At 45.0% G+C, this 19,780-nt stretch carries 15 protein-coding genes; 11 read left to right on the forward strand and 4 right to left on the reverse strand.

Going from position 1 to position 19,780, the window contains the following annotated elements; translation table 11 throughout:
* Positions 1–237 precede the first annotated feature (237 nt).
* The 4 genes from F6J94_RS12600 to F6J94_RS12615 all read left to right on the forward strand — a co-directional run bounded on the left by F6J94_RS12600 (position 238) and on the right by F6J94_RS12615 (position 10,452).
* Positions 238–609, forward strand: a complete 372-nt coding sequence (locus tag F6J94_RS12600; protein ID WP_293023576.1) for a response regulator — start codon at positions 238–240, stop codon at positions 607–609.
* A gap of 31 nt (positions 610–640) precedes the next feature.
* Positions 641–1,201: a chemotaxis protein CheW gene (locus tag F6J94_RS12605; RefSeq protein WP_293023578.1), complete on the forward strand. Its 561-nt coding sequence runs from the start codon at positions 641–643 to the stop codon at positions 1,199–1,201.
* Positions 1,202–1,251: 50 nt separating this feature from the next.
* Complete coding sequence (locus tag F6J94_RS12610; RefSeq protein WP_293040397.1) at positions 1,252–6,540, forward strand: GAF domain-containing protein; 5,289 nt, start codon at positions 1,252–1,254, stop codon at positions 6,538–6,540.
* A 348-nt stretch (positions 6,541–6,888) separates the two neighbouring features.
* Complete coding sequence (locus F6J94_RS12615) at positions 6,889–10,452, forward strand: hybrid sensor histidine kinase/response regulator (RefSeq protein ID WP_293040400.1); 3,564 nt, start codon at positions 6,889–6,891, stop codon at positions 10,450–10,452.
* On the opposite strand, the gene F6J94_RS12620 is transcribed toward F6J94_RS12615, so the two are convergent.
* Positions 10,391–10,552 carry a hypothetical protein gene (locus tag F6J94_RS12620; RefSeq protein WP_293023586.1) on the reverse strand — a complete coding sequence of 54 codons (162 nt, stop codon included), beginning with the start codon at positions 10,550–10,552 and terminating at the stop codon, positions 10,391–10,393. The genes F6J94_RS12615 and F6J94_RS12620 overlap by 62 nt on opposite strands.
* Positions 10,553–10,735: 183 nt before the next feature.
* On the opposite strand from F6J94_RS12620, the gene F6J94_RS12625 reads away from it, so the two are divergent.
* Together F6J94_RS12625 and ureG are read left to right on the forward strand one after the other, a co-directional pair.
* On the forward strand, positions 10,736–11,161 hold the full coding sequence (locus F6J94_RS12625; RefSeq protein ID WP_293040403.1) for a chemotaxis protein CheW: 426 nt from the start codon (positions 10,736–10,738) through the stop codon (positions 11,159–11,161).
* A gap of 143 nt (positions 11,162–11,304) precedes the next feature.
* Positions 11,305–11,907: an urease accessory protein UreG gene (gene ureG / locus F6J94_RS12630; RefSeq protein WP_070392530.1), complete on the forward strand. Its 603-nt coding sequence runs from the start codon at positions 11,305–11,307 to the stop codon at positions 11,905–11,907.
* A 311-nt stretch (positions 11,908–12,218) separates the two neighbouring features.
* On the opposite strand, the gene F6J94_RS12635 is transcribed toward ureG, so the two are convergent.
* Positions 12,219–12,383 carry a hypothetical protein gene (locus F6J94_RS12635; protein WP_293040410.1) on the reverse strand — a complete coding sequence of 55 codons (165 nt, stop codon included), beginning with the start codon at positions 12,381–12,383 and terminating at the stop codon, positions 12,219–12,221.
* A gap of 133 nt (positions 12,384–12,516) precedes the next feature.
* Here F6J94_RS12635 and F6J94_RS12640 point away from each other — a divergent pair, with 133 nt between their 5' ends.
* The 5 genes from F6J94_RS12640 to F6J94_RS12660 all read left to right on the forward strand — a co-directional run bounded on the left by F6J94_RS12640 (position 12,517) and on the right by F6J94_RS12660 (position 18,000).
* The gene (locus tag F6J94_RS12640) at positions 12,517–13,590 is read left to right on the forward strand and encodes a hypothetical protein (protein WP_293040413.1); all 1,074 of its coding nucleotides are present in this window, start codon (positions 12,517–12,519) and stop codon (positions 13,588–13,590) included.
* Positions 13,591–13,724: 134 nt separating this feature from the next.
* Positions 13,725–13,877, forward strand: coding sequence for a hypothetical protein (locus tag F6J94_RS12645; RefSeq protein ID WP_293040428.1), 153 nt, complete (start codon positions 13,725–13,727; stop codon positions 13,875–13,877).
* Positions 13,878–14,098: 221 nt separating this feature from the next.
* Positions 14,099–14,983, forward strand: coding sequence for an EfeM/EfeO family lipoprotein (locus F6J94_RS12650; protein ID WP_293040416.1), 885 nt, complete (start codon positions 14,099–14,101; stop codon positions 14,981–14,983).
* A gap of 826 nt (positions 14,984–15,809) precedes the next feature.
* A complete protein-coding gene (locus F6J94_RS12655; protein ID WP_293022539.1) occupies positions 15,810–16,826 on the forward strand; it encodes a chlorophyll a/b binding light-harvesting protein in 1,017 nt (338 codons plus the stop codon).
* Positions 16,827–16,971: 145 nt separating this feature from the next.
* Positions 16,972–18,000, forward strand: a complete 1,029-nt coding sequence (locus F6J94_RS12660; protein ID WP_293040419.1) for a chlorophyll a/b binding light-harvesting protein — start codon at positions 16,972–16,974, stop codon at positions 17,998–18,000.
* A 569-nt stretch (positions 18,001–18,569) separates the two neighbouring features.
* On the opposite strand, the gene F6J94_RS12665 is transcribed toward F6J94_RS12660, so the two are convergent.
* Both F6J94_RS12665 and F6J94_RS12670 read right to left on the reverse strand, forming a co-directional pair.
* Entirely contained in the window at positions 18,570–18,899 is a 330-nt protein-coding gene (locus tag F6J94_RS12665) for a hypothetical protein (RefSeq protein WP_293040422.1), read from the reverse strand.
* Between the two features lie 122 nt (positions 18,900–19,021).
* Positions 19,022–19,780: alpha/beta fold hydrolase (locus F6J94_RS12670; protein ID WP_367142199.1), on the reverse strand; the 759-nt coding region annotated here is incomplete at its 5' end.

Genomic DNA, 19,780 nt, shown 5'->3' on the forward strand with positions numbered 1-19,780 from the left:
ACTTACTTTAATACTTTAGTAAAGGGAACAGGGAGTAGGGAGTAGGTAACTTTCTATAAAAACTTATCACAATTAATTTACTATACCTACTATACCTATTCAATTAATTGAATTATTGTTATTTTATTTTTAAGCTTATAAATTAAAACTTATGGTAATTAGTTTAAACTAAAAAAAATGATTAACAATAAAAAACAAAAGAATTGTAATTAACATCATCAATAAGCAAAAAAAAATATGACTACAGTCCTTTTGGTTGAAGATAGTTTGACGGAAAATGAGATTCTAAGTTGTTACCTCAGAGAAGCTGGTCTCAACGTAGTTAGTGTCACCAGTAGTGAGGATGCCCAGATTAAACTCCAGTCCCAGAAACCAGATTTAGTGATTGTCGATGTGATTTTGCCAGGACAAAGCGGGTTTGAACTGTGCCGGGAACTCAAAACTAATTCCAACACCCAAATCATTCCAGTTGTGATTTGCTCAACTAAAGGAACTGATGCCGACAAACTCTGGGGTTCAATGCTGGGAGCTGATGCCTATTTACCTAAACCGATAAAGCAGCAAGAACTAATACAAACAATCCAGCAATTGTTAGGCATTAGGCATTAGGCATTAAGTATTAGGTATTAGGTATTAGGTAATGTTAAACTCCCTTGACCCAGTGGTAACACAAACCAATCTTGACCTACTGAACTTAGATCCACTAACCCCAGAAACCCGAGTGCGGTTGCTGCGTTTTCCTCTTGGAAAAGATGACAGTGTTCTGTTGCCCCTAGAGCAGATTACAGAAATTATCAGGGTGAATGTGCCGGAGGTTCTGCTGGTGCCGGAAATGCCCAGTTGCATTTTGGGAATTGGTAATTGGCGTTCAGAAATGCTCTGGTTGGTAGACCTAAACCAGCTGGTTGGCTATCCACCTCTGTCGAAGCTTGGGCAAGTTTCGGTATCTCCTGTGGCAATAGTAGTTCAGGTCAATGACCAGTCTTTGGGTCTGGTGGTATCCCATGTTAATGATATTGAGTTACATGAATTGGAGCAACTCCAGCCACCGACTCCTGGTTTATTTCCTCCTAAGCTATTGCCTTTTCTCCTGGGGTACCTACCTGGGGATGGCGGTGCAGTTTTGGATGTCATGGCTATTACTCAATGTCCCCTATGGCAGACACATCAACGAGGGGACTCTTGGGGAGGAGAGTCTTGAGGTTTTTCGACTTAGCCTCCTCCGAGATCTGGCAATTGATCAGGGCAATTATGATGAGTTTTGATCAACCAAATCAATCCCATCAAACCAATTATGACTGCTTGACAAGCTGGTCACTAACTCTGCCCATTGAACAGTCTATTGGAAGAGTTACTACCGACTCGATTGCCTCTGAACTGCCATCATGGTCGGCAATTTTACCATTATCAGATGTTGAAAAAAACGAAACTATAACTATGCCACAATTTGATCAATCTGAGGAAATACTCAGTTCTAAGTCCCAACTCAATCAATCATCGAGTAATGGCAATGGCAAGGGGACACCTACCGGGGTTCAGTTTCACCTAGCCGTGGATATTGAGCAACACTGCAAGGGTGAGCGGCAGTGGTTATTCAACCTGGCCACCCAGATGCGCAAAGCAGAAACTAGTGATGCCCTGTTGAGAACCACAGTGACTGAGGTTAGTCAGCGTTTACGGGTAGACCGAGCCTTGATTTTTCGCTTCCAGTCGGAGAATCGGGGTACAGTGCTAGTTGAGTCGATGGTGGGTGGCTATACTCCCAGTCAGGGGGAGTACCTACCAGTGATTGCTTTTGGGGCTGAGAATCGGTCAGCCTACGAGCAACAGGAAGTTATAGCCCTTAATGATATTAATGACCGGGCTGTTAGTCCTTTTCAACTCCAACTACTGGAACGATTCCAGGTCAAAGCCAGCTTAAGTCTACCGATTTTGATCGATGGGCAATTGTGGGGCTTACTAGTGGTGCAGCAATGTTCTGGTTCCCGGGAATGGCAGGAAGCTGACATTAGTCTGCTCTACCAAGTTGTTACTGAACTGAGGCTGAGTCTACAGCCAGTGGAATTGAGTAACCGATGGCGAGAGCAGGTGAAGCAGGAAAAGGTCTTGGCTCAAATCTTGGGCACAATTCCACCGTCTTCTGATCCCAATATTGCCCTGGGCAACATTTGCCACGAACTGCGCCTGTTTTTCAAGGCTGATCGGGTAGTGGTTTATCGCTTCAATCCTGACTGGAGTGGTGAATTTGTGGCTGAGTCAGTTGCAGAGGGTTGGGTGAGCCTGCTCCAAGACCAAAAGCAAAATCCTAACCTGACATCACCAGATCTATTGTCCTCTAGGCGCTGTACGGTCAAGCAAATCGGATCGGTGGCCAGCCCTACTACCGATACCTATTTAAAGCAGACACAAGGGGGCAGCTATTTCAAACGTAAGCAGGTAGAGCGAGTTGACGACATCTATGCCGCTGGTTTTTCACAGTGCTACATTGAAACCTTAGAAAAATACCAGACCAATGCTTATATTATCGCCCCAATCTTTGATGGTGAACACCTCTGGGGCTTATTTGCCGTTTACCAGAACTCTCGCCCTCGGCGCTGGCAAGATAGTGACGTCGTGCTGCTGTCACTACTCAGTGACCGTCTCAGTAATATTCTCAAGCAATTGGACATTACAGCCCAGCTACAGGAGAAATCGGAGCAACTGGATATTGCGGTTAAGGGGGAACACATAGCAAGTCGCTTCCTTGATAAGATACTTAAGAGTTCCGACTTGAACAGTGTTTTCCAGACCGCTACTCAAGAAATCCGGCAGCAGCTGAAGTGCGATCGCGTGGCTGTTTATCGCTTCAATCCTGACTGGAGTGGTGAGTTTGTGGCTGAAGATGTGGCACACGGTTGGATACCGTTAGTTGAACCGAGTATTAAAAAAGTCTGGCGCGATACCTATTTGGAGGAAACCGAAGGCGGTCGGTATCGCCACAATGAAACCTTAGCCGTTGATGACATTTACAAGGCTGGTCATACTCAGTGTCACATTGACCTGTTGGAGCAATTTCAGGCTAAAGCCTATGTGATTGTACCGATTCTGCAAGGGGAAACCCTCTGGGGTTTCCTCGCAGCTTACCAGAACAATGGCCCTCGTCACTGGCAGAAAATGGAGGTGGGTATACTGGCTCAGATGGGCCGACAATTTGGGGTTGGCCTCCAGCAAACGGAGTATATTGAACAACTGCGAGCAAAATCCAAGCAACTGCTATTGGCTGCAGACCTAGAAAAATCAGCGGTCAGAGTCATCAACAAGATCCGGCAATCTCGGAAACTGGAGACGATTTTCAAGACCACAACCATAGAAATTCGTAAGCTCCTGATGGCTGACCGGGTCGGTCTGTTTCGCTTTGACCCTGACTCCGATTATAACGATGGAGAGTTGGTGTCTGAAGATGTGGTCAATGGGTACGATGGGATCCTGGGTAAGAAGGTTCACGACCATTGCTTTAGTCAACAGTATTCCCAGCACTATGTCGAAGGGCGAGTACACGCAGTTGCTGATATCTACAATGGGGATCTTGGCGATTGCTACATTGAGCTGCTAACTCAGTTTCAAGTCCGGGCTAACCTGGTGGTGCCATTGCGTAAAGGGCTTGAACTGTGGGGATTTTTATGCATTCACCAATGCAGTAAGCCCCGTCAATGGCAGGAGTATGAGATTGATTTTGCCAAGCAGATTGCCCTACACTTTGAAGTTGCCCTACAACAAACAGAGTACCTGGCGCAAGTCGAGGCCAAATCTACCCAGGTCGCTAAAATCGCAGGGATGGAGCGAGCGGTAGTTGGAATCATCAACAAGATCCGTCAGTCTCGAAACCTAGATACCATTTTCAAGACAACCGCTATCGAAATGCGCAAGCTTCTTCAGGTTGACCGGGTGGGTGTATTTAAGTTTTACCCTAACTCTGGCTTTGATGATGGGGAATTGGTATCTGAGGATGTGGCATCAGGCTACCATGCCATGCTAGGAATCAAAGTTAACGACCACTGCTTTGGTGAACAGTATGCCCCTCACTACACCGAAGGACGTGTGCAAGCAGTTGCTGATGTCTACAATGCGGGTTTAAGCGATTGCCATATTGAGCTGCTGGCTCAGTTCCAAGTCCGGGCTAATCTGGTTGTGCCCCTACTTCTTGCACCTGATTTGTGGGGATTGTTGTGCATTCACCAATGCAGTAAGCCCCGTCAATGGCAGGAGTATGAGATTGATTTTGCCAAGCAGATTGCCCTGCACTTTGGGGTAGCGCTACAGCAATTGAGCTACCTGGATCAAGTGGAGGCCAAATCTCACCAGCTTGCCCAAGCTGCTGTGCGGGAGCGAGTAGTAGCAAGCCTTAGCAACCATTTGTCCCAGTCTGTAGATGTTTATAGTATCTTCCAGAGTATTACCAAAGAGTTGCGGCAAGTGTTGGGAGCTGACCGGGTAGTAATCTATCGCTTCAACTCCGACTGGAGTGGTGAGTTTGTGGCTGAATCGCTTGCCCCTGGCTGGATTTCCCTAATCACTGAACAAGAAAGAGACGACCGCCTGAAGGTGGATACAACGGCTTATGAGCGCTGCCAAGTTACAGCCCTGAGTGTTAATTCTCTGTCTAATGTTGATACCTGCTTGCAAGAAACCCAGGGTGGAGAGTTCGCCCGAGGTGACCGCTTCAAGAAGGTTGATGACATCTATGCCATGGGTTTCGCTCCCTGCTACATCAACACTCTGGAACAATACCAAGCCAGGGCATATCTGATTATGCCAATTTTCCAAAGTGACAAGCTCTGGGGGCTGCTGGCGGCTTACCAAAATACGGGACCCCGTCAGTGGCAAGATACCGATGTCACCCTCATGCTCCAAATTAGTAATTCCCTGGGATTAGCCTTGCAGCGATCCCATTACCTAGATCAGTTGCGAGCCCAATCTACCCAACTCACCAAAGCGGCTCAAATTGCTCAGGGGGTAACCAAAATAGTTGGTAAGCTGTTTCAGTCTCGGGATGTAAATACAATCTATCGTATCACAACCCAAGAAATCCGGCAGCTGCTCAAATGCGATCGCGTAGCCCTCTATCACTTCAATCCTGATTGGACTGGTCAGTTTGTGGCTGAGGCAGTTGCAACTGGTTGGTTAGCATGGGTGGGAGCAGATATCAAAGCCTTCTGGCCCGATACTTATCTACAAGACACCCAGGGAGGTCGGTATCGCAATCGTGAAAGCGTGGCCGTTGATGACATTTACACCTTTGGTTATTCTGACGGTTACCTAGAAACCTTAGAGCAATATGAGGTTAAGGCTTATATGCTGGCACCGATTTTTATACAAGGAACCTTATGGGGTTTACTGGGTACCTACCAAAATACTGGTCCTCGTGACTGGCAAGAGTTTGAACTCAACGCCCTGGCTCAGATTGCGGTGCAAGTAGGGGCAGCCCTGCAACAGGCTGAGTATCTCGCACAAATCCAAAACCAGTCCCAGCAGCTGACCGATGCCGCACAACGGGAGAAAGCCGACAAAGAAGCAGTACAGCGGGAGGTAATGCAGTTGCTCTCAGCAGTGCGACCAGCTCTAGAAGGAGACCTCACCGTCCGAGCTCCGGTAACCAACAATGAAGTAGGTACCATTGCTGATGCCTACAACAACACCTTACAAAGCCTGCGCCGGATTGTGACTCAAGTCCAGCAAGCTTCCAGGAAAGTTGCCCAAACGTCTGTTGACAGGGAATCCTCCATTGCCAAGCTCACAGCCCAAGCCCAGCAGCAATTTATGGCTCTCGGTCAAGCCTTAGAGAACATCCAGACCATGGTTAATTCTACAGAAGCTGTAGGTGAGAGTGCTCAACAGGTAGAAGTAGCAGTCCAAACCGCTAACCAAACCCTCCAAGCAGGGGATGCCGCCATGAACCGTACCGTAGATGGAATTCTCGAAATCCGGGAGACAGTGGCAGAAACCAGCAAACGGCTCAAGCGCCTGAGCGAATCGTCCCAGAAGGTTTCGAGGGTAGTAAACCTGATTAGCAACTTTACGAATCAGACCCAATTGCTAGCGTTGAATGCAGCCATTGAAGCCACAAGGGCCGGTGAGTATGGACGGGGTTTTGTAGTTGTTGCCGATGAGGTGCGTTCTCTAGCCCGTCAGTCAGCCGAAGCCACCACTGAGATCGAGCAGTTGGTGCAGGAGATCCAGAAGAGTACCGCTGAGGTTTCTACAGCCATGGATAAAGGTATTCAACAGGTTGCCCAAGGAACCGCAATGGTACAAGATACCCGTCTCACTCTCAATGCCATTGTTGAAGCCACCAGCCAAATCAGCCAGCTTGTAGAGGGTATTACCCAAGCCACCCAGGTACAGACCGAAGAGTTCCAATCCGTGACCCAAACCATGACTGAAGTTGCAGGAATTGCCAACAAAACTTCTGAGGATGCCATGGAAATTTCTACGTCTTTCCAAGAACTCCTAGCCATGGCTCAGAATCTTCAAGCCAGTGCTGACCAGTTCAAGGTTGAGTAGTCATTTGCCTTGCTAAAATTCATTTTAAATGCGTTTTAGCATGCATGCAAAAGGGGACTGGGATATATCTTTTTTATTTGATTTCAGGCTATAGACATTTTCAATGCACAAAATTTTTATTAAAACTAGCAAAATTTTTATTCAATAAAATTTTGCTAGTTTTAATAAATAATCACTAATAATACGAGCATTTTTTAGTATAATCAGGTAGAGATAATTTTTTTATTTTATCCCGATTCCCGATTCCCGATTCCCGATTCCCGATTCCCGATTCCCGATTCCCTACTCCCTACTCCCTACTCCCTACTCCCTACTCCCTACTCCCTAAGAATAAAATACCTCACCCAATTGACAACTGCTCTAATGACTAATGACCCGAAAATTCGTGAGCAAAGCTATCGCTACTTTCTCCAGGAAGCACCGGAACTGCTGCAAGTCTTGGAAGAGGATTTGCTGAGTTTGTCAGAAAACTATAGCATCAATAAAGTCAACAACTTGATGCGGACTACCCATACCCTCAAAGGCGCAGCAGCTAGCATTGGGTTGGAAACAATCGCCACTGTAGCTCACTCCTTGGAGGATGTTTTTAAAGCTCTGTTTAACCCCGACTTGTCCATTGATCCAGAAATTGAAGCCTTACTGTTTCAAGCTTATGAGTGTCTGCGCCTACCTCTGACCGCTGAACTCACAGGGGGGCAAATCGATGACACCGAAATCAAAAATCGAACTGCTGCTGTTGTTGCCCAACTCCAAGAGAAGCTGGGGGACTGTTTTGGTCACGAATCCCATCTGCCCACCTCACTAGAATTGGGCTTCGACGTCACCCAGTCCATTTTTGAAGTGGGGGTTAGCCAAGGCTTAGACGTAATCCAAGCTGCCCTAAATAATGACAATCCCAGTGAAATCAGCATCACAGTTCGCCACCAAGCAGACATTTTCTTGGGGTTAGGGGAATCCCTTAATTTACCAGGGTTTGCCGCTATTGCCAAAAATGCGATCGCAGCCCTAGACAACCATCCCGATCAGGTGGTCACCATTGCCAAGACCGCTTTGTGTGATTTCGTTGCAGCACAAGCAGCGGTGCTAGAAGGGGATAGGACTCAAGGTGGTCAACCTTCTATAGCTCTGCAACAACTAGCTGACCTTAGGTCTTCAAGTCAAAATTCACAATTCACAATTCAAAATCAATCTTCTGTCTTCGGCAACGGAAAAGAACAAGACCTTAATCGAGTTGAGCTGGGACTAAAAGAAGGAGAAGGTGTTGTTAATAATTCTTCCGTTACTGATCCAGAATCTAAAACAAGGAAACGGTCCCAGCTTGTGGAAATGATCTGGGGAGGATCAACTACACTAGATCAGCAAACCTTTGATCAAAGTAGAAAGTTGCAGAGGTCGGAGCAAACAGAGATAGATGTCTTGCATGGAGAGATAGCCTCACCTGATCAAGAAATCGCCACAGAAAAAAATTTTGTTTTGCACAACATGGGGATGATTTATGCAGATAATCAAAAAAAAGAACAACGACAAGATCCCGAAATTATCACAGACGAGATCATCCCGCCCATAGGCAATGCTAGAAATGCCCCTCTAAACTCTTCCCATCTCGCCATAACTCCCTCCAACCAACATCCCAGCACGCCATCATCTAGGGATCTATCTGGTACTGTGCGGATAAATATTGAGCATCTAGAATACCTGAATTACACAATTGGGGAATTACTAACCAACCAAAACCGCCAGTTGCTCGAAAATGAACAACTGCTGGCTGCAGTGCGAGTACTCCTTGATCGTATCGACCAACATCAGCAAGTTCTAGAGCAACTCCAAGATTGGTACGACCGCCTGTTTATTTTGACCCAACAAAAGCAGATTAGGCAAAGGTTGCAAGTTAGCAAGTTGAATGTTGAAGGTTTAAACAAAAACAAAGCTACCGACCGAAATCTTAGTTTTTATTCCTACCCTTGGGCAGAAAAAACGTTGCAGCTTAGCAAGTTGAAGGTTGAAGGTTTAAAGGAACACTTTGCTACCAACCCCAATCCTACGGCCAACCTTGGCCAAAAGGCCACGCTACGCTCTCAACCTGCCAACTTTCAACATAGCAACTTTCAACATAGCAACTTTCAACATAGCAACTTTCAACCAACTAACCTTGGCCAAAAGGCCACGCTACGCGAACAACATACCGACTATTTCGATGACCTGGAACTAAAACGTTATAGCGCACCCGAGCTTCTGATTCAGTCAGTTCTAGAAGACGCTATTCAATTAACTGAAGCTGCCCATGACATTGAGCTGTTCAGCACCCAATCCAGTAAAACTCTCGAACAACAACGTCGGTTGTTAACCAACCATCGTGATGTCTTGATGGACGCCCGGATGTTGCCTTTAGGGGAAATATTTAGTCGTTTCCCCCCTGTCCTCAAGCAGTTGTCAGCTTCCCACCATAAGCTGGTAGAGCTAAAAATCTCTGGTAATGATGTTTTAGTGGATAAAGTTGTTGCCCAGAAGTTGTACGACCCCCTGCTGCATCTTGTGCGTAATGCTTTTGACCACGGCATTGAGACTCCTGCTGTACGGCAACAACAGGGCAAACCAGAAAAAGGATTAATTGAAATCAGTGCTTGCCATCGGGGCAGATATTTGGTGATTGAAGTTTTTGATGACGGGCCAGGGTTGAATTTTGAACGGATTCGCCAACTAGCAGTAGAACGTGAACTGATAGACTTTGAACAGAGTAATAATCTCAGTGAGGCTCAGCTGAGGAATTTGTTGTTTGAACCAGGCTTTTCCACTGTCTCTGGGGTAAATAACCTCTCTGGACGTGGTGTTGGTCTTGATGTTGTCCTAAACCAGGTCAAAGCTCTGAGGGGTTCCGTCCAGGTTGATTCTTCTCCGGACCAAGGCAGCAGATTTAGACTACAAATTCCCTTGAGTTTAACCATAGATAAATTACTTCTGTGCCAGGCTGGGAAGCAAGTTTATGGTTTGATTACTGATCAAGTCGAGCAAATTATTATTCCTGAGGAACACCAGCTCCGAAGTTGGGAAGATGGCAAAGTTCTCCACTTGGGTACCGGGACTGATCAGCAACTGGTTAAAGTCTACCAACTTGGGCAAGTCCTAGATTATTCCTCTGTGGCAAATCCATTCTCAGTAACCCATCCCCATCAACCTGTTGTTCCTCTTCAGACGATTAGACCAATCATTCTGATCCATTACCAGGATCAGCTTGTCGGTCTGGAAGTAGACCAACTGTTGGGAGACCAGGAGTTGGTGATTCGTCCTTTGGGGACAATGATTGTGCCACCCCCCTATGTCAATGGGGGCAGTATTCTGGCCGATGGTCGGTTGACATTGGTGCTGGATGGGACTGAATTGATCCAGTACCTGTCTGAGCAACAGACCGATGGCAGTCAAAGGTTACAGGTTAGCACATTGAAAGTTGAAAGCAAAAGCTATGACCAAGCCACCCAACCGATGGAAACCCTTTCGCGAAAGCAGCTTCCACCTTCAACGGTTGAACCGTTCTGGGTCAGACGTAAGCCAAAGGTACTCCTGGTAGATGACTCGATCACCCTGCGCCAAACTCTAGCCATGACCTTACAGAAAAATGGCTATCAAGTGTTTCAAGCCCAGGATGGTTATGAAGGGATTGAGCAACTACAGCATCAGACAGACATACAGTTAGTGATCTGTGATATTGAGATGCCTCGCATGAATGGGTTTGAGTTTCTCAAACACTGTCAGCAAGACCCAGCTTTGGTAGATATTCCTGTAGTCATCCTCACATCCCGCAGTAACGATAAACACCGCTTGATTGCTGCACAGTTGGGGGCAAAGGCTTATATCACTAAGCCCTATTTGGAACACAAATTGTTGACAACAGTAACCGATGTTGTTGAGCCCATTTAACCGTTAATAAGGGAGTCGGGAGTCGGGAGTCGGGAGTCGGGAGTCGGGAGTCGGGAGTCGGGAGTCGGGAGTCGGGGGAATAAAATTGGCTGTAGCTCATAAGTATGATCAACGCTATATCCTGCAATTCTTTGGTAATTAGTAATTGATCATTGCTCCTGGTGAATTGGTAGTTTAAAAAATCCTAAAAATCTCCCTATAACTACTCAGAACTAAACACTAATCACTAAACACTAATCACTATAAAATCAAGGCGATGGACGATTCAAAACTAGAAAAATTCATGGTTTTTAAGATTACTGACTATTCCCTATGTCTCCCGATTATGGATGTCCTGAAAGTGGTTAATTTGACCACTGAAATCAGCCGGGATATGAAAACCATGGGATTAGTTCAGCTAGGCAAGCATACCATTAAAGTTTGGGATTTACATCAGCAGTTGGGGGATGGTAGTTTACCTCACCGAAGCCCTAACCAAAGGTTCTTAGTGATTATTCGTCCTAGGGACTCCGAACTTTGGGGAATTTTTGTCGATGATCTGCCTAATTTGGTGGAGTTACCCCAAGACATGATGCGACCTATCCCGAAGTCTTACCGTCAGGCCAGTGTTCTGGAGATGATATCTCATGCAGCTGTTATATCAAACGAAGCATCTACTCAGAAAATTTTTCTTTTGGATTTACAGCAAGTCGGTGCCTTGACTCCTTAATCGTCACTAGAAAAGGCTATAATAAAAATCTAAACTTACCAATTACCATTTGTTAATTGTTAACTTGTAGCAATTAACAATTTTTTTATGGCTAATGATCATAAATCAACTACACTATTAAAATTAACTCTAAGTTAGTTAACATGAGTACTTTTCGTGTTGGTATTGCTGGTCCAGTTGGTTCAGGGAAAACTGCTCTATTAGATGCATTGTGTAAAGCCCTGCGAGACTCTTATCAAATCGCTGTGGTCACCAATGATATATATACTCAGGAAGATGCCCAGTTTTTAGTTAGGAGTCAGGCTCTAGAAAGCGATCGCATTCTGGGTGTGGAAACGGGGGGTTGTCCCCATACTGCCATTCGGGAAGATGCCTCGATGAACTTGGCAGCCATTGAACAGCTGGAAAATCGGTTTACTGATTTAGACTTGGTGTTCCTAGAAAGTGGAGGGGATAACCTAGCAGCAACCTTCAGTCCAGAACTAGTAGATTTCACTATCTACGTTATTGATGTCGCTGCTGGGGATAAGATTCCTCGTAAAGGAGGACCAGGAATCACCAAGTCTGACTTGCTGGTGATTAACAAAATTGATCTGGCACCTCAGGTGGGAGCAGATTTAGGGGTGATGGAACGGGATGCTAAAAAGATGCGAGGAGATAAACCCTTTGTGTTTACGAATTTGAAAACTAAAGAGGGACTCTCTACCGTGATTGACTTGATAAAACTTGACATGGGCGCTTATTAAGTCCCTTGAGAAGCTGGTAATAAAAGTGTTGGAATAACACCTAATGTGATCATCTGATCATGGGTGGTGATGATACTGTTTTATTTGTTTGTATTATAGCATTTATCCCTTGGTTGAAAAATGCTAGATAATTAATTATTATCTTATAGTTTAGCAATTTTAATCTACGATAAAAAAATGTATTAAATTCTACCTAAATTTAGGTAAGCTGGTAGAGCCAACGTTATCCTGGTTGACTACCAAAAAGTCGAGTAACTGTGTGAACGCCAAAGGCGTGGCAGAGCCCATGGCCCCCCTCGTGATCCCCATTTCTAGCCAGATTCAATCACTGGGATTCCTTGCTTTCCAGGGTTTCCCTTTAGGGAGTAATGTAATGTCGAGATAATTACCCTTAATACAAATCTCCCCATCTCCCCATCTCCCCATCTCCCCACACTTCCCACACTTCCCACACTTCCCGCGCCCGGGCTCGACACTTTTATTATGGGTATTCAACAACAATCTCCACAGCCTTATAAAATTATCGGAAGTAAAACTCAACCAGTATAGTCCATCTGATTGCCGTGATTTGATAGTCTAAAATATAATGGCTCCTTCATTCCCAATCCCATGGAAGTTGTTGTCCCCTTTACCCCTCCTAGTCGTCCAACCGAGTTTTCGGCTCTGGGCTATCTGTTTGGGCGATTTGACCCAAACCCATCTCAAGAGCCTAATCGGTCAGTTAAAGGAACTCTTGTTCTCAAACAAGGAATCAGCTTCAGTGCCTATATGCACCAACCCTTGTGGAATAAATTAAGTACCAACCCCTCTTTTGGTGAGAAAAAAGTCTATCTTTGGCGAGTATATTTCCGCATCACCAAGGCAGGAAAACTCGCTCAAATTCAAATCAAAAAATTTATTCCCCTAGAGGGGAAAACTACTCTACGTCATTCTCCCAGTGACGAAAGAGTCGATCAGTTTCGGGTTCGTGGTTTAATTCACGATGTCAAGCCAGAAGCGGTGGTGGTGTATGTAGAACGCAATCACCTGCCTCCTAGAGGAAAAGCCAAAACTTATCCATGGCAGCCTTTTTTGTTGACACTCCAGGGCTCTTTGCCACAACCAGCAGAAAAGGATGATTTTTGGGAATTTTTTTGTAGACGAGTAGGGGAAGAACTCCACATAGAGGAAGCTCATCCAGTTAACGTAAATCTAGAAGACTCAAGTTTCTATTCACATTACTCCGAAGAAAAAACTGACTATCAACCTCAACCAAGCCCTAAAACTAAACCCAATGAAGTTATCATGATTCAAGGCAGAAAACCCGAAATCACCGTCAAGTTTACCGAAAGACCCAATTTACCGGAGCAAGGCAAGAAAGTTACCTTACTCCTAACTGGTGACAATGGCATAACCGTTCAGGCAGAACTTAATCGCAAGACCCTCAAAAAGCAAGTAGAAAAGATGGATAGCTTTGCTGATTGGGTAGCGGCTTTGAGTGGAAAGATCGCCAGGGTGTCTCCAGAAGGGGTAATTGAGTTAGAAGGTGCAGGAGTTAATGTATTTGAGAAAAAACCAAAAGTTAGCCAATCAACTGAGCCAAAAGAGTCTCAGAAGCCTTCTAGCAACCCAGAAACAATTAAGCAAGAACAATCACAACAACCTCCTCAAAAGCAGAAGAAAGTGTTTCGTCTGATTGATTAGGATAGGCGTTGCTTTTAGGGAGCAGGGAGTAGCCCACAGGGGTAGGTTGTTTACCTCAGGGTCAAACAGGTAGTGTGGGAGGTGTGGGAGGTGTGGGAGGTGTGGGAGGTGTGGGGAGATCGGGAGATAAGGAGATGGGGAGATGGGGAGATGGGGAGATGGGGAGATGGGGAGATAAAGAGATGAGGAGATGGGGAGATGGGGAGATGGGGAGATGGGGAGATGGGGAGATCGGGAGATCGGGAGATCGGGAGATCGGGAGATGGGCTGATGAAATTGATGAGTAGCCGTAGTTTCCAGAATTGGAATCAGTAACACTAGTCTGACTTGCCAATTTTTTTTTGCCATTTTGTTTGGGTGGTATGGGATACTTGTGTCTTCAGTACCTGTTCACAATCTCTTCATCACATCTTTAAGGTTTAATTTATCGATAAATATTTTTATCAAGTTGATCAAGGTCTACTATAATAATCGAAGCTAAAAAAGAATCTTTCTCAAGTTTAACCCCATGACAATTAATCGACGAAAAATACTACAAATTACTGCTGTGGGTGGTTTAGGCACCCTAGCGGCTTCTAGTCTAATTCGCCCTGGTTCAAGCAAGGAGTTAATTGCAGCAGCTGGTAGGGATCCTTATGCTGCAGAGGTTGATCAGGGCTTAAGGTATTTCCGACAACAAGCTCAAGTACAGCTACCCCTTGTCGAAGACTTAGTGAAAGCAATTCGCAGTGGCAATTTGGAAAATGCCAAAGACGCCTATGTCAAAGCCCGTCCTCCTTACGAGCAAATTGAAACCTACGCAGCCAGCTTTGAAGACACTGACCGGGATATTGATGCTCGCCCCTCTGGTTTTGATGGCGGGGAGGATAACCCAGAATTTAAGGGATTTCACCGGATCGAAGTTCTCTTGTACCGGGAAGGGAACGTGAAAGCAGCGCTTCCTTTTGCTAAAGAGTTAGTCGAGAGCGTCAAAACCCTAATCAAAGATTTAGATCAGCGGCAGAACTTCAATTCCACCTTGAACTTTGAGGGGATGATTGCTTTGGCGACAGAAGTAGTAGCCAAGAAGATTTGTGGCGAAGAAGAAACTTGGTCGGATCAGAGCCTGTTAATCTTCTCAGATAACTGGATCGGAATTTTCAGCCAGTATGCTCCCTATTCAGCAAAAGTGGCAGACAAAGACCCCAGTGTCAATGAAGAGGTTAAAGCAGCTTATAAAGCAGCAAAAGGCAAGCTTAAACCTTACTTCACCCAGGGCGAAGTCGCAGCTCAACCCTATAGTTCTCTCGACATTAGTCAGCGAAAAGATATTGTGGACGTCGGCTATCGGTTCCGGAGAGCTTTGGTCAAAGCAGCAAAGGTTTTAGAAATACCCGTTGGTTTCGAAGTTTAGGGAACGGTGGCACGGTGGCACAGTGTTAGCTGTTGGGTTTTGAGTTCATGGTTTTTGCCCTTAATCCTACTTATGCCTAATACCACCTAAGACGATCATGCCTATTCCGGTCAACGACCAGCAAAAAGCGCGGCAGAGAGTAATAAATGTAATCTCTGCCGCGATTCTGGCTCGTTATCAGACATAAGAGAAGATGTCTTAGGATAGACAGTATCAATATTGCTAAACTTTGTCAAGTGTTACCAAAGGGTCTATTATAGAATTTGTGATTACATTAAACCGATAAGGGTGGTTAGAGCCATAGGGCATTAGATCAAAGACAACTGACGCTTCCGTACGTGACTAAACCATAAATATAGCGGTAATCTGGATATAAACTTACTACAGGTAGTGCATAGGGTGGCCGATACCTAAGTCTTATTAAATCATCGTTAAATTGTACGATTTCATATATATCTCAGATATATAAGTCAAGTTTGAGCTGAATGACACCAGTAGATGTTCTCATTTTGACAGCATTTTCCGCAACTATTAGAAAAACTAATGATAAAACTTATTTATCAAATAAAAACTGATGAGAGGTGTTGACAACAATTTTGGGTAATTTGGGATTAGCATAAATAGCTGTAACTTTTGATATACAAGACTTTCATAGAATTAATGAATCTAAAAAATGATAATTAGTTGCAATAAATGTTAAAAAATATTGCAACTAAGTTTAAATTGGCTCCCTAATGCTGCACAATCGATTCATGTGATTTCACCTCAACCCTAAACAGGAGGTGGTGAAACAATGAAGCAATTAAGGATCGAGTAAGGATCGAGTATGCAAACATACGGTAATCCCGAGGTTAAATATGACTGGTGGGCTGGTAACGCCCGCCTAGCCAACTTGTCTGGCAAATTCGTAGCTGCTCATGTCGGCCAAGCAGCCCTGATCGTTTTTTGGGCTGGAGCATTTACTCTGTTTGAAATTTCTTGGTATGATCCCACCCTGCCCATGGGTGAGCAGGGGCTGATTCTGCTGCCCCACTTAGCTACTTTGGGCTGGGGTGTAGGCTCAGGCGGTCAGATAGTGGATACTTACCCCTATTTTGTTGTTGGCGCTCTACACCTGATCTCCTCGGCTGTTCTGGGAGCGGGTGCTCTGTTCCATTCCGCTAAAGGTCCAGCACAATTGAAAGATGCTGGCGGTCGTGCCGCTAAATTCCACTTTGAATGGAATGACCCTAAGAAGTTAGGCTTTATTCTTGGGCATCATCTCATTTTTCTAGGAGTAGGCGCTCTGTTATTGGCCGCGAAAGCCATGTACTTTGGCGGACTATACGATGCCACCATTCATGATGTCAGGCTCGTTACCAGCCCAAATCTTAATCCATTGGCAATCTATGGCTATCAAACCCATTTTGCCTCGGTGGATAACTTAGAAGACTTGGTAGGCGGTCACATCTATGTTGGCTTGCTACTCGTTGGTGGTGGTATTTGGCACATCCTCATCCCACCACTGAAGTGGGCAAAGAATCTCGTAAGCTTCGAGGGAGAAGCGGTTCTTTCCTACTCTCTCGGCGGTATTGCTCTAGCAGGATTTGTAGCAGCTTACTTCTGCGCAGTTAATACCCTAGCCTATCCCGTCGAATTCTATGGTCCTGCCTTAGAGGTCAAGCTTGGTGTTTCGCCATATTTTGCCGACACTATTGAGTTGCCTTTGGGTGCCCACACTCCTCGCTGCTGGTTGGCCAATGCCCACTTCTTCCTAGCTTTCTTCTTTCTTCAAGGTCACCTATGGCATGCATTGCGTTCCATCGGCGTTGACTTTAAGAAATTTGAGGAAGGCTTGAATTAATCAGCTAGTAAAAAGCAGCCCTCTCTAGATAGTAGGTGTTAGGTGCTGTCCAATCAATCTAACACCTACTAAACCAAAAATTTCCTGGGCTGCTGAGTAGCACTCTACCAAATTTATGTTTTAGATAGAGATATACTCGGTTTTCATGACAACAAATAGTATTCCATCACGAACTAATCCGGATTGGTTGCTTGGTAATGCCCGTCTTAGGGACTTATCCGGTCAATTATTAGGAGCTCATATTGCTCATGCTGGTTTGATTATGTTCTGGGCAGGCGCAACTACCATAGCGGAAATTTCCCAGCTTGTGCCTGGTCAGCCGATGTCCGAGCAAGGATTAACCTTGTTACCTCACTTAGCTACTTTAGGCTGGGGTGTCGCACCCGGTGGTGTGGTCACAGATACCTATCCCTATTTTGTGATTGGCATTTTGCATCTAGCTGCATCCGCTGTTTTGGGTGCAGGTGGTCTATTTCATGTTTTTAGTGGTGTTGCAAATTTGAAAGATGGCACTGGACGCGCCCCTAAATTCCACTATGAATGGACTGACCCCAAAAAGCTCAGCTTTATTTTAGGACATCATCTGATTTTCCTAGGTGTGGGTGCGTTGTTGCTGGTAGCCAAGGCAATGGTTTTTGGTGGCATTTATGACGCTGCTGTTGGCAATGTACGTATCATTACCAGCCCAACTCTTAACCCAGTGACTATCTTTGGTTATCTCTTTGGCATTGTCGATGGGGTTTGGAATCCTCTTGGAATGGCAGCTGTCAATAATTTAGAAGATGTCATTGGTGGTCATATTTGGATTGGGATGATGTGTATTGGTGGCGGGATTTGGCATATTGTCTCCACTCCATTTAACTGGGCTAGGAGTGCCCTCCAGATTGAAGGAGAAGCAATCCTCTCCTACAGTTTAGGGTCTCTAGCGTTTATGGCTTTTGTGTCTGCTGCTTTTGTTGCTAACAACACTACAGTCTTTCCCACTGAATTTTACGGTTCTAAGCGTCTGGTAGCAGCAAATGTTCAGTTTTTCTTGGGACTCTTGTTCTTAGGGGGGCACTTGTGGCATGCTGTCCAAGCCCGTTCTGGCAGTGTATTAATGAGTACTCAGATTAAGTACTTAGATAAACTGTCAAAATCCCAAGACAATCCAACGACAGAGCCTTCGTCATAATTTCTTTGAAAAACTAGTTGCTAATTTTTAGCATTAAATGGTATACTAAAAATGTAAGTTGCCATCTAGACGAGACACAGAGCCAGGGTTTCTTCTCTAGACAGGAAGCTAGTCCTCCTTATGGTAAACCAACAGCCAATCAGATCACTAGGGTGGTGATCTGATTTTTATTTTTTAGCTATTTATCAAGAAAAATTTTTATTAAAAAGCTCAATTTCTATGCAACTAGAAACCTCCTGAAAAACTGAAGCTGCCGTCAGCCGTGAGCTTTTAGCTCACGCTACTTGAGGTGCCGTCAGCCGTCAGCCATTCGCTACTTGAGGTGCTGACGTAAAAAAGATTAAACCAATGCTTACTTGTTGTCTTAATGCAGCGCGGTCTTGGGGGTTTCCCCCAAGACCGCTTAGGTGCGCTTATTTAAAAACTGTTCGCGTAGCGTGGCACAGGCTTCTAGCCTGTGATGTAGCGCATTAGCTGATAACTTATAACTTACGGTTACCTAACTTGCGTTCGCTTAGCGTGCCCTACGGCCAATCGCATCTGAAGCGGCAGAGCCGAACGCATTATCCTCAAACAATTTTAGAGCTAGCTTTATAACTACACTTACATGGTCGTGAGTTAACCCTAGTAGGATTGAGAGTTGCCTCATAGTCATAACAATTGATTGCCTCTTCTGTTAGCGCCTTTGACGGATGTACTGTACACTTGAGGCGATAATCTCCAGTAAAAAAAGCGCAGCGACTACAGGGAATTTGATGTAATTGTCTCAAATGAGCGACACCATCTTGAAAGGTGACCCTAATCCGCCATAAAGCTATTCCGATTAATGTCCAAGCAGCTATGCAGCACAGAAACGTTGCCAAATGTTGAATAACCTGAAAAAGAAGTATCTCGAACATGCTTAACTACTAACTAATAAGATTTCAATTTATGGATGCTACAGATAGTTTAAGTATTCAGCATTCAGCTATCAGCTATCAGCTAAAGGCCTTGGGCTGATAGCTGATAGCTGATAGCTTACCTAAGTACTAATTGCTAATGGCTCAGGGACTGGTGATGATAGGGATTCCCAAAACCGGACGATTTGCCGTCCTACTCGCTGGGGATGGAAATAGTGGCAGAAGTGACCCCCTTCGGGATATTCCCATAAGCGATCGCATTCTTTTAACCAAGATTTCCATCCTTGCAAAGCATTAGAATCAACAATAATGTCATCCTTGCAACCACATACCATTAATGGCACTTGCACCGCTGTTGGTGGTACACTAACCCGTTGATATAGGGAATGAGGAGAGGGAGAATAAGCTAAATCCTGCTCTAGGATGGTTACTAAACCTTTCGTGATACGGTGATTGTGATGACCAAAGAGGCTCTTAACCATTTGGCTAAGCAACACTTGGCGAGTGCAGGGTAGAAGTTGGAGCTGCACATAGTAGTGGGCTTGCCAGTCAACTGCGGGATTAACACCTACTGATAATAGAGTTAAAGACTTGACTTTTTCAGGATATTTACGGCTATAGAGTAGTCCTACCAAACCAGCAGTGCTGTGACCCACCAGATGGATAGGATGATCTGAGGTTTTGAGATAGTCATGAAGTAAGGTCAGGGCGATATCAAGAGAAGTTGGTTCATCTTGGTTTTGGCGATACTCCCACTGGCCAACTCGCTTTTGTTTAGATAAATAACGAATTAAAGGCTGATCAAAACGTAGAAAACTTGGACTAACATTCAACCAAAGGATTTCAGGCAAATTAGACATATAGCAAAGGGAGTAGGGAGT

The sequence above is a fragment of the Moorena sp. SIO1F2 genome (assembly GCF_010672755.1).
GTDB lineage: Bacteria > Cyanobacteriota > Cyanobacteriia > Cyanobacteriales > Coleofasciculaceae > Moorena.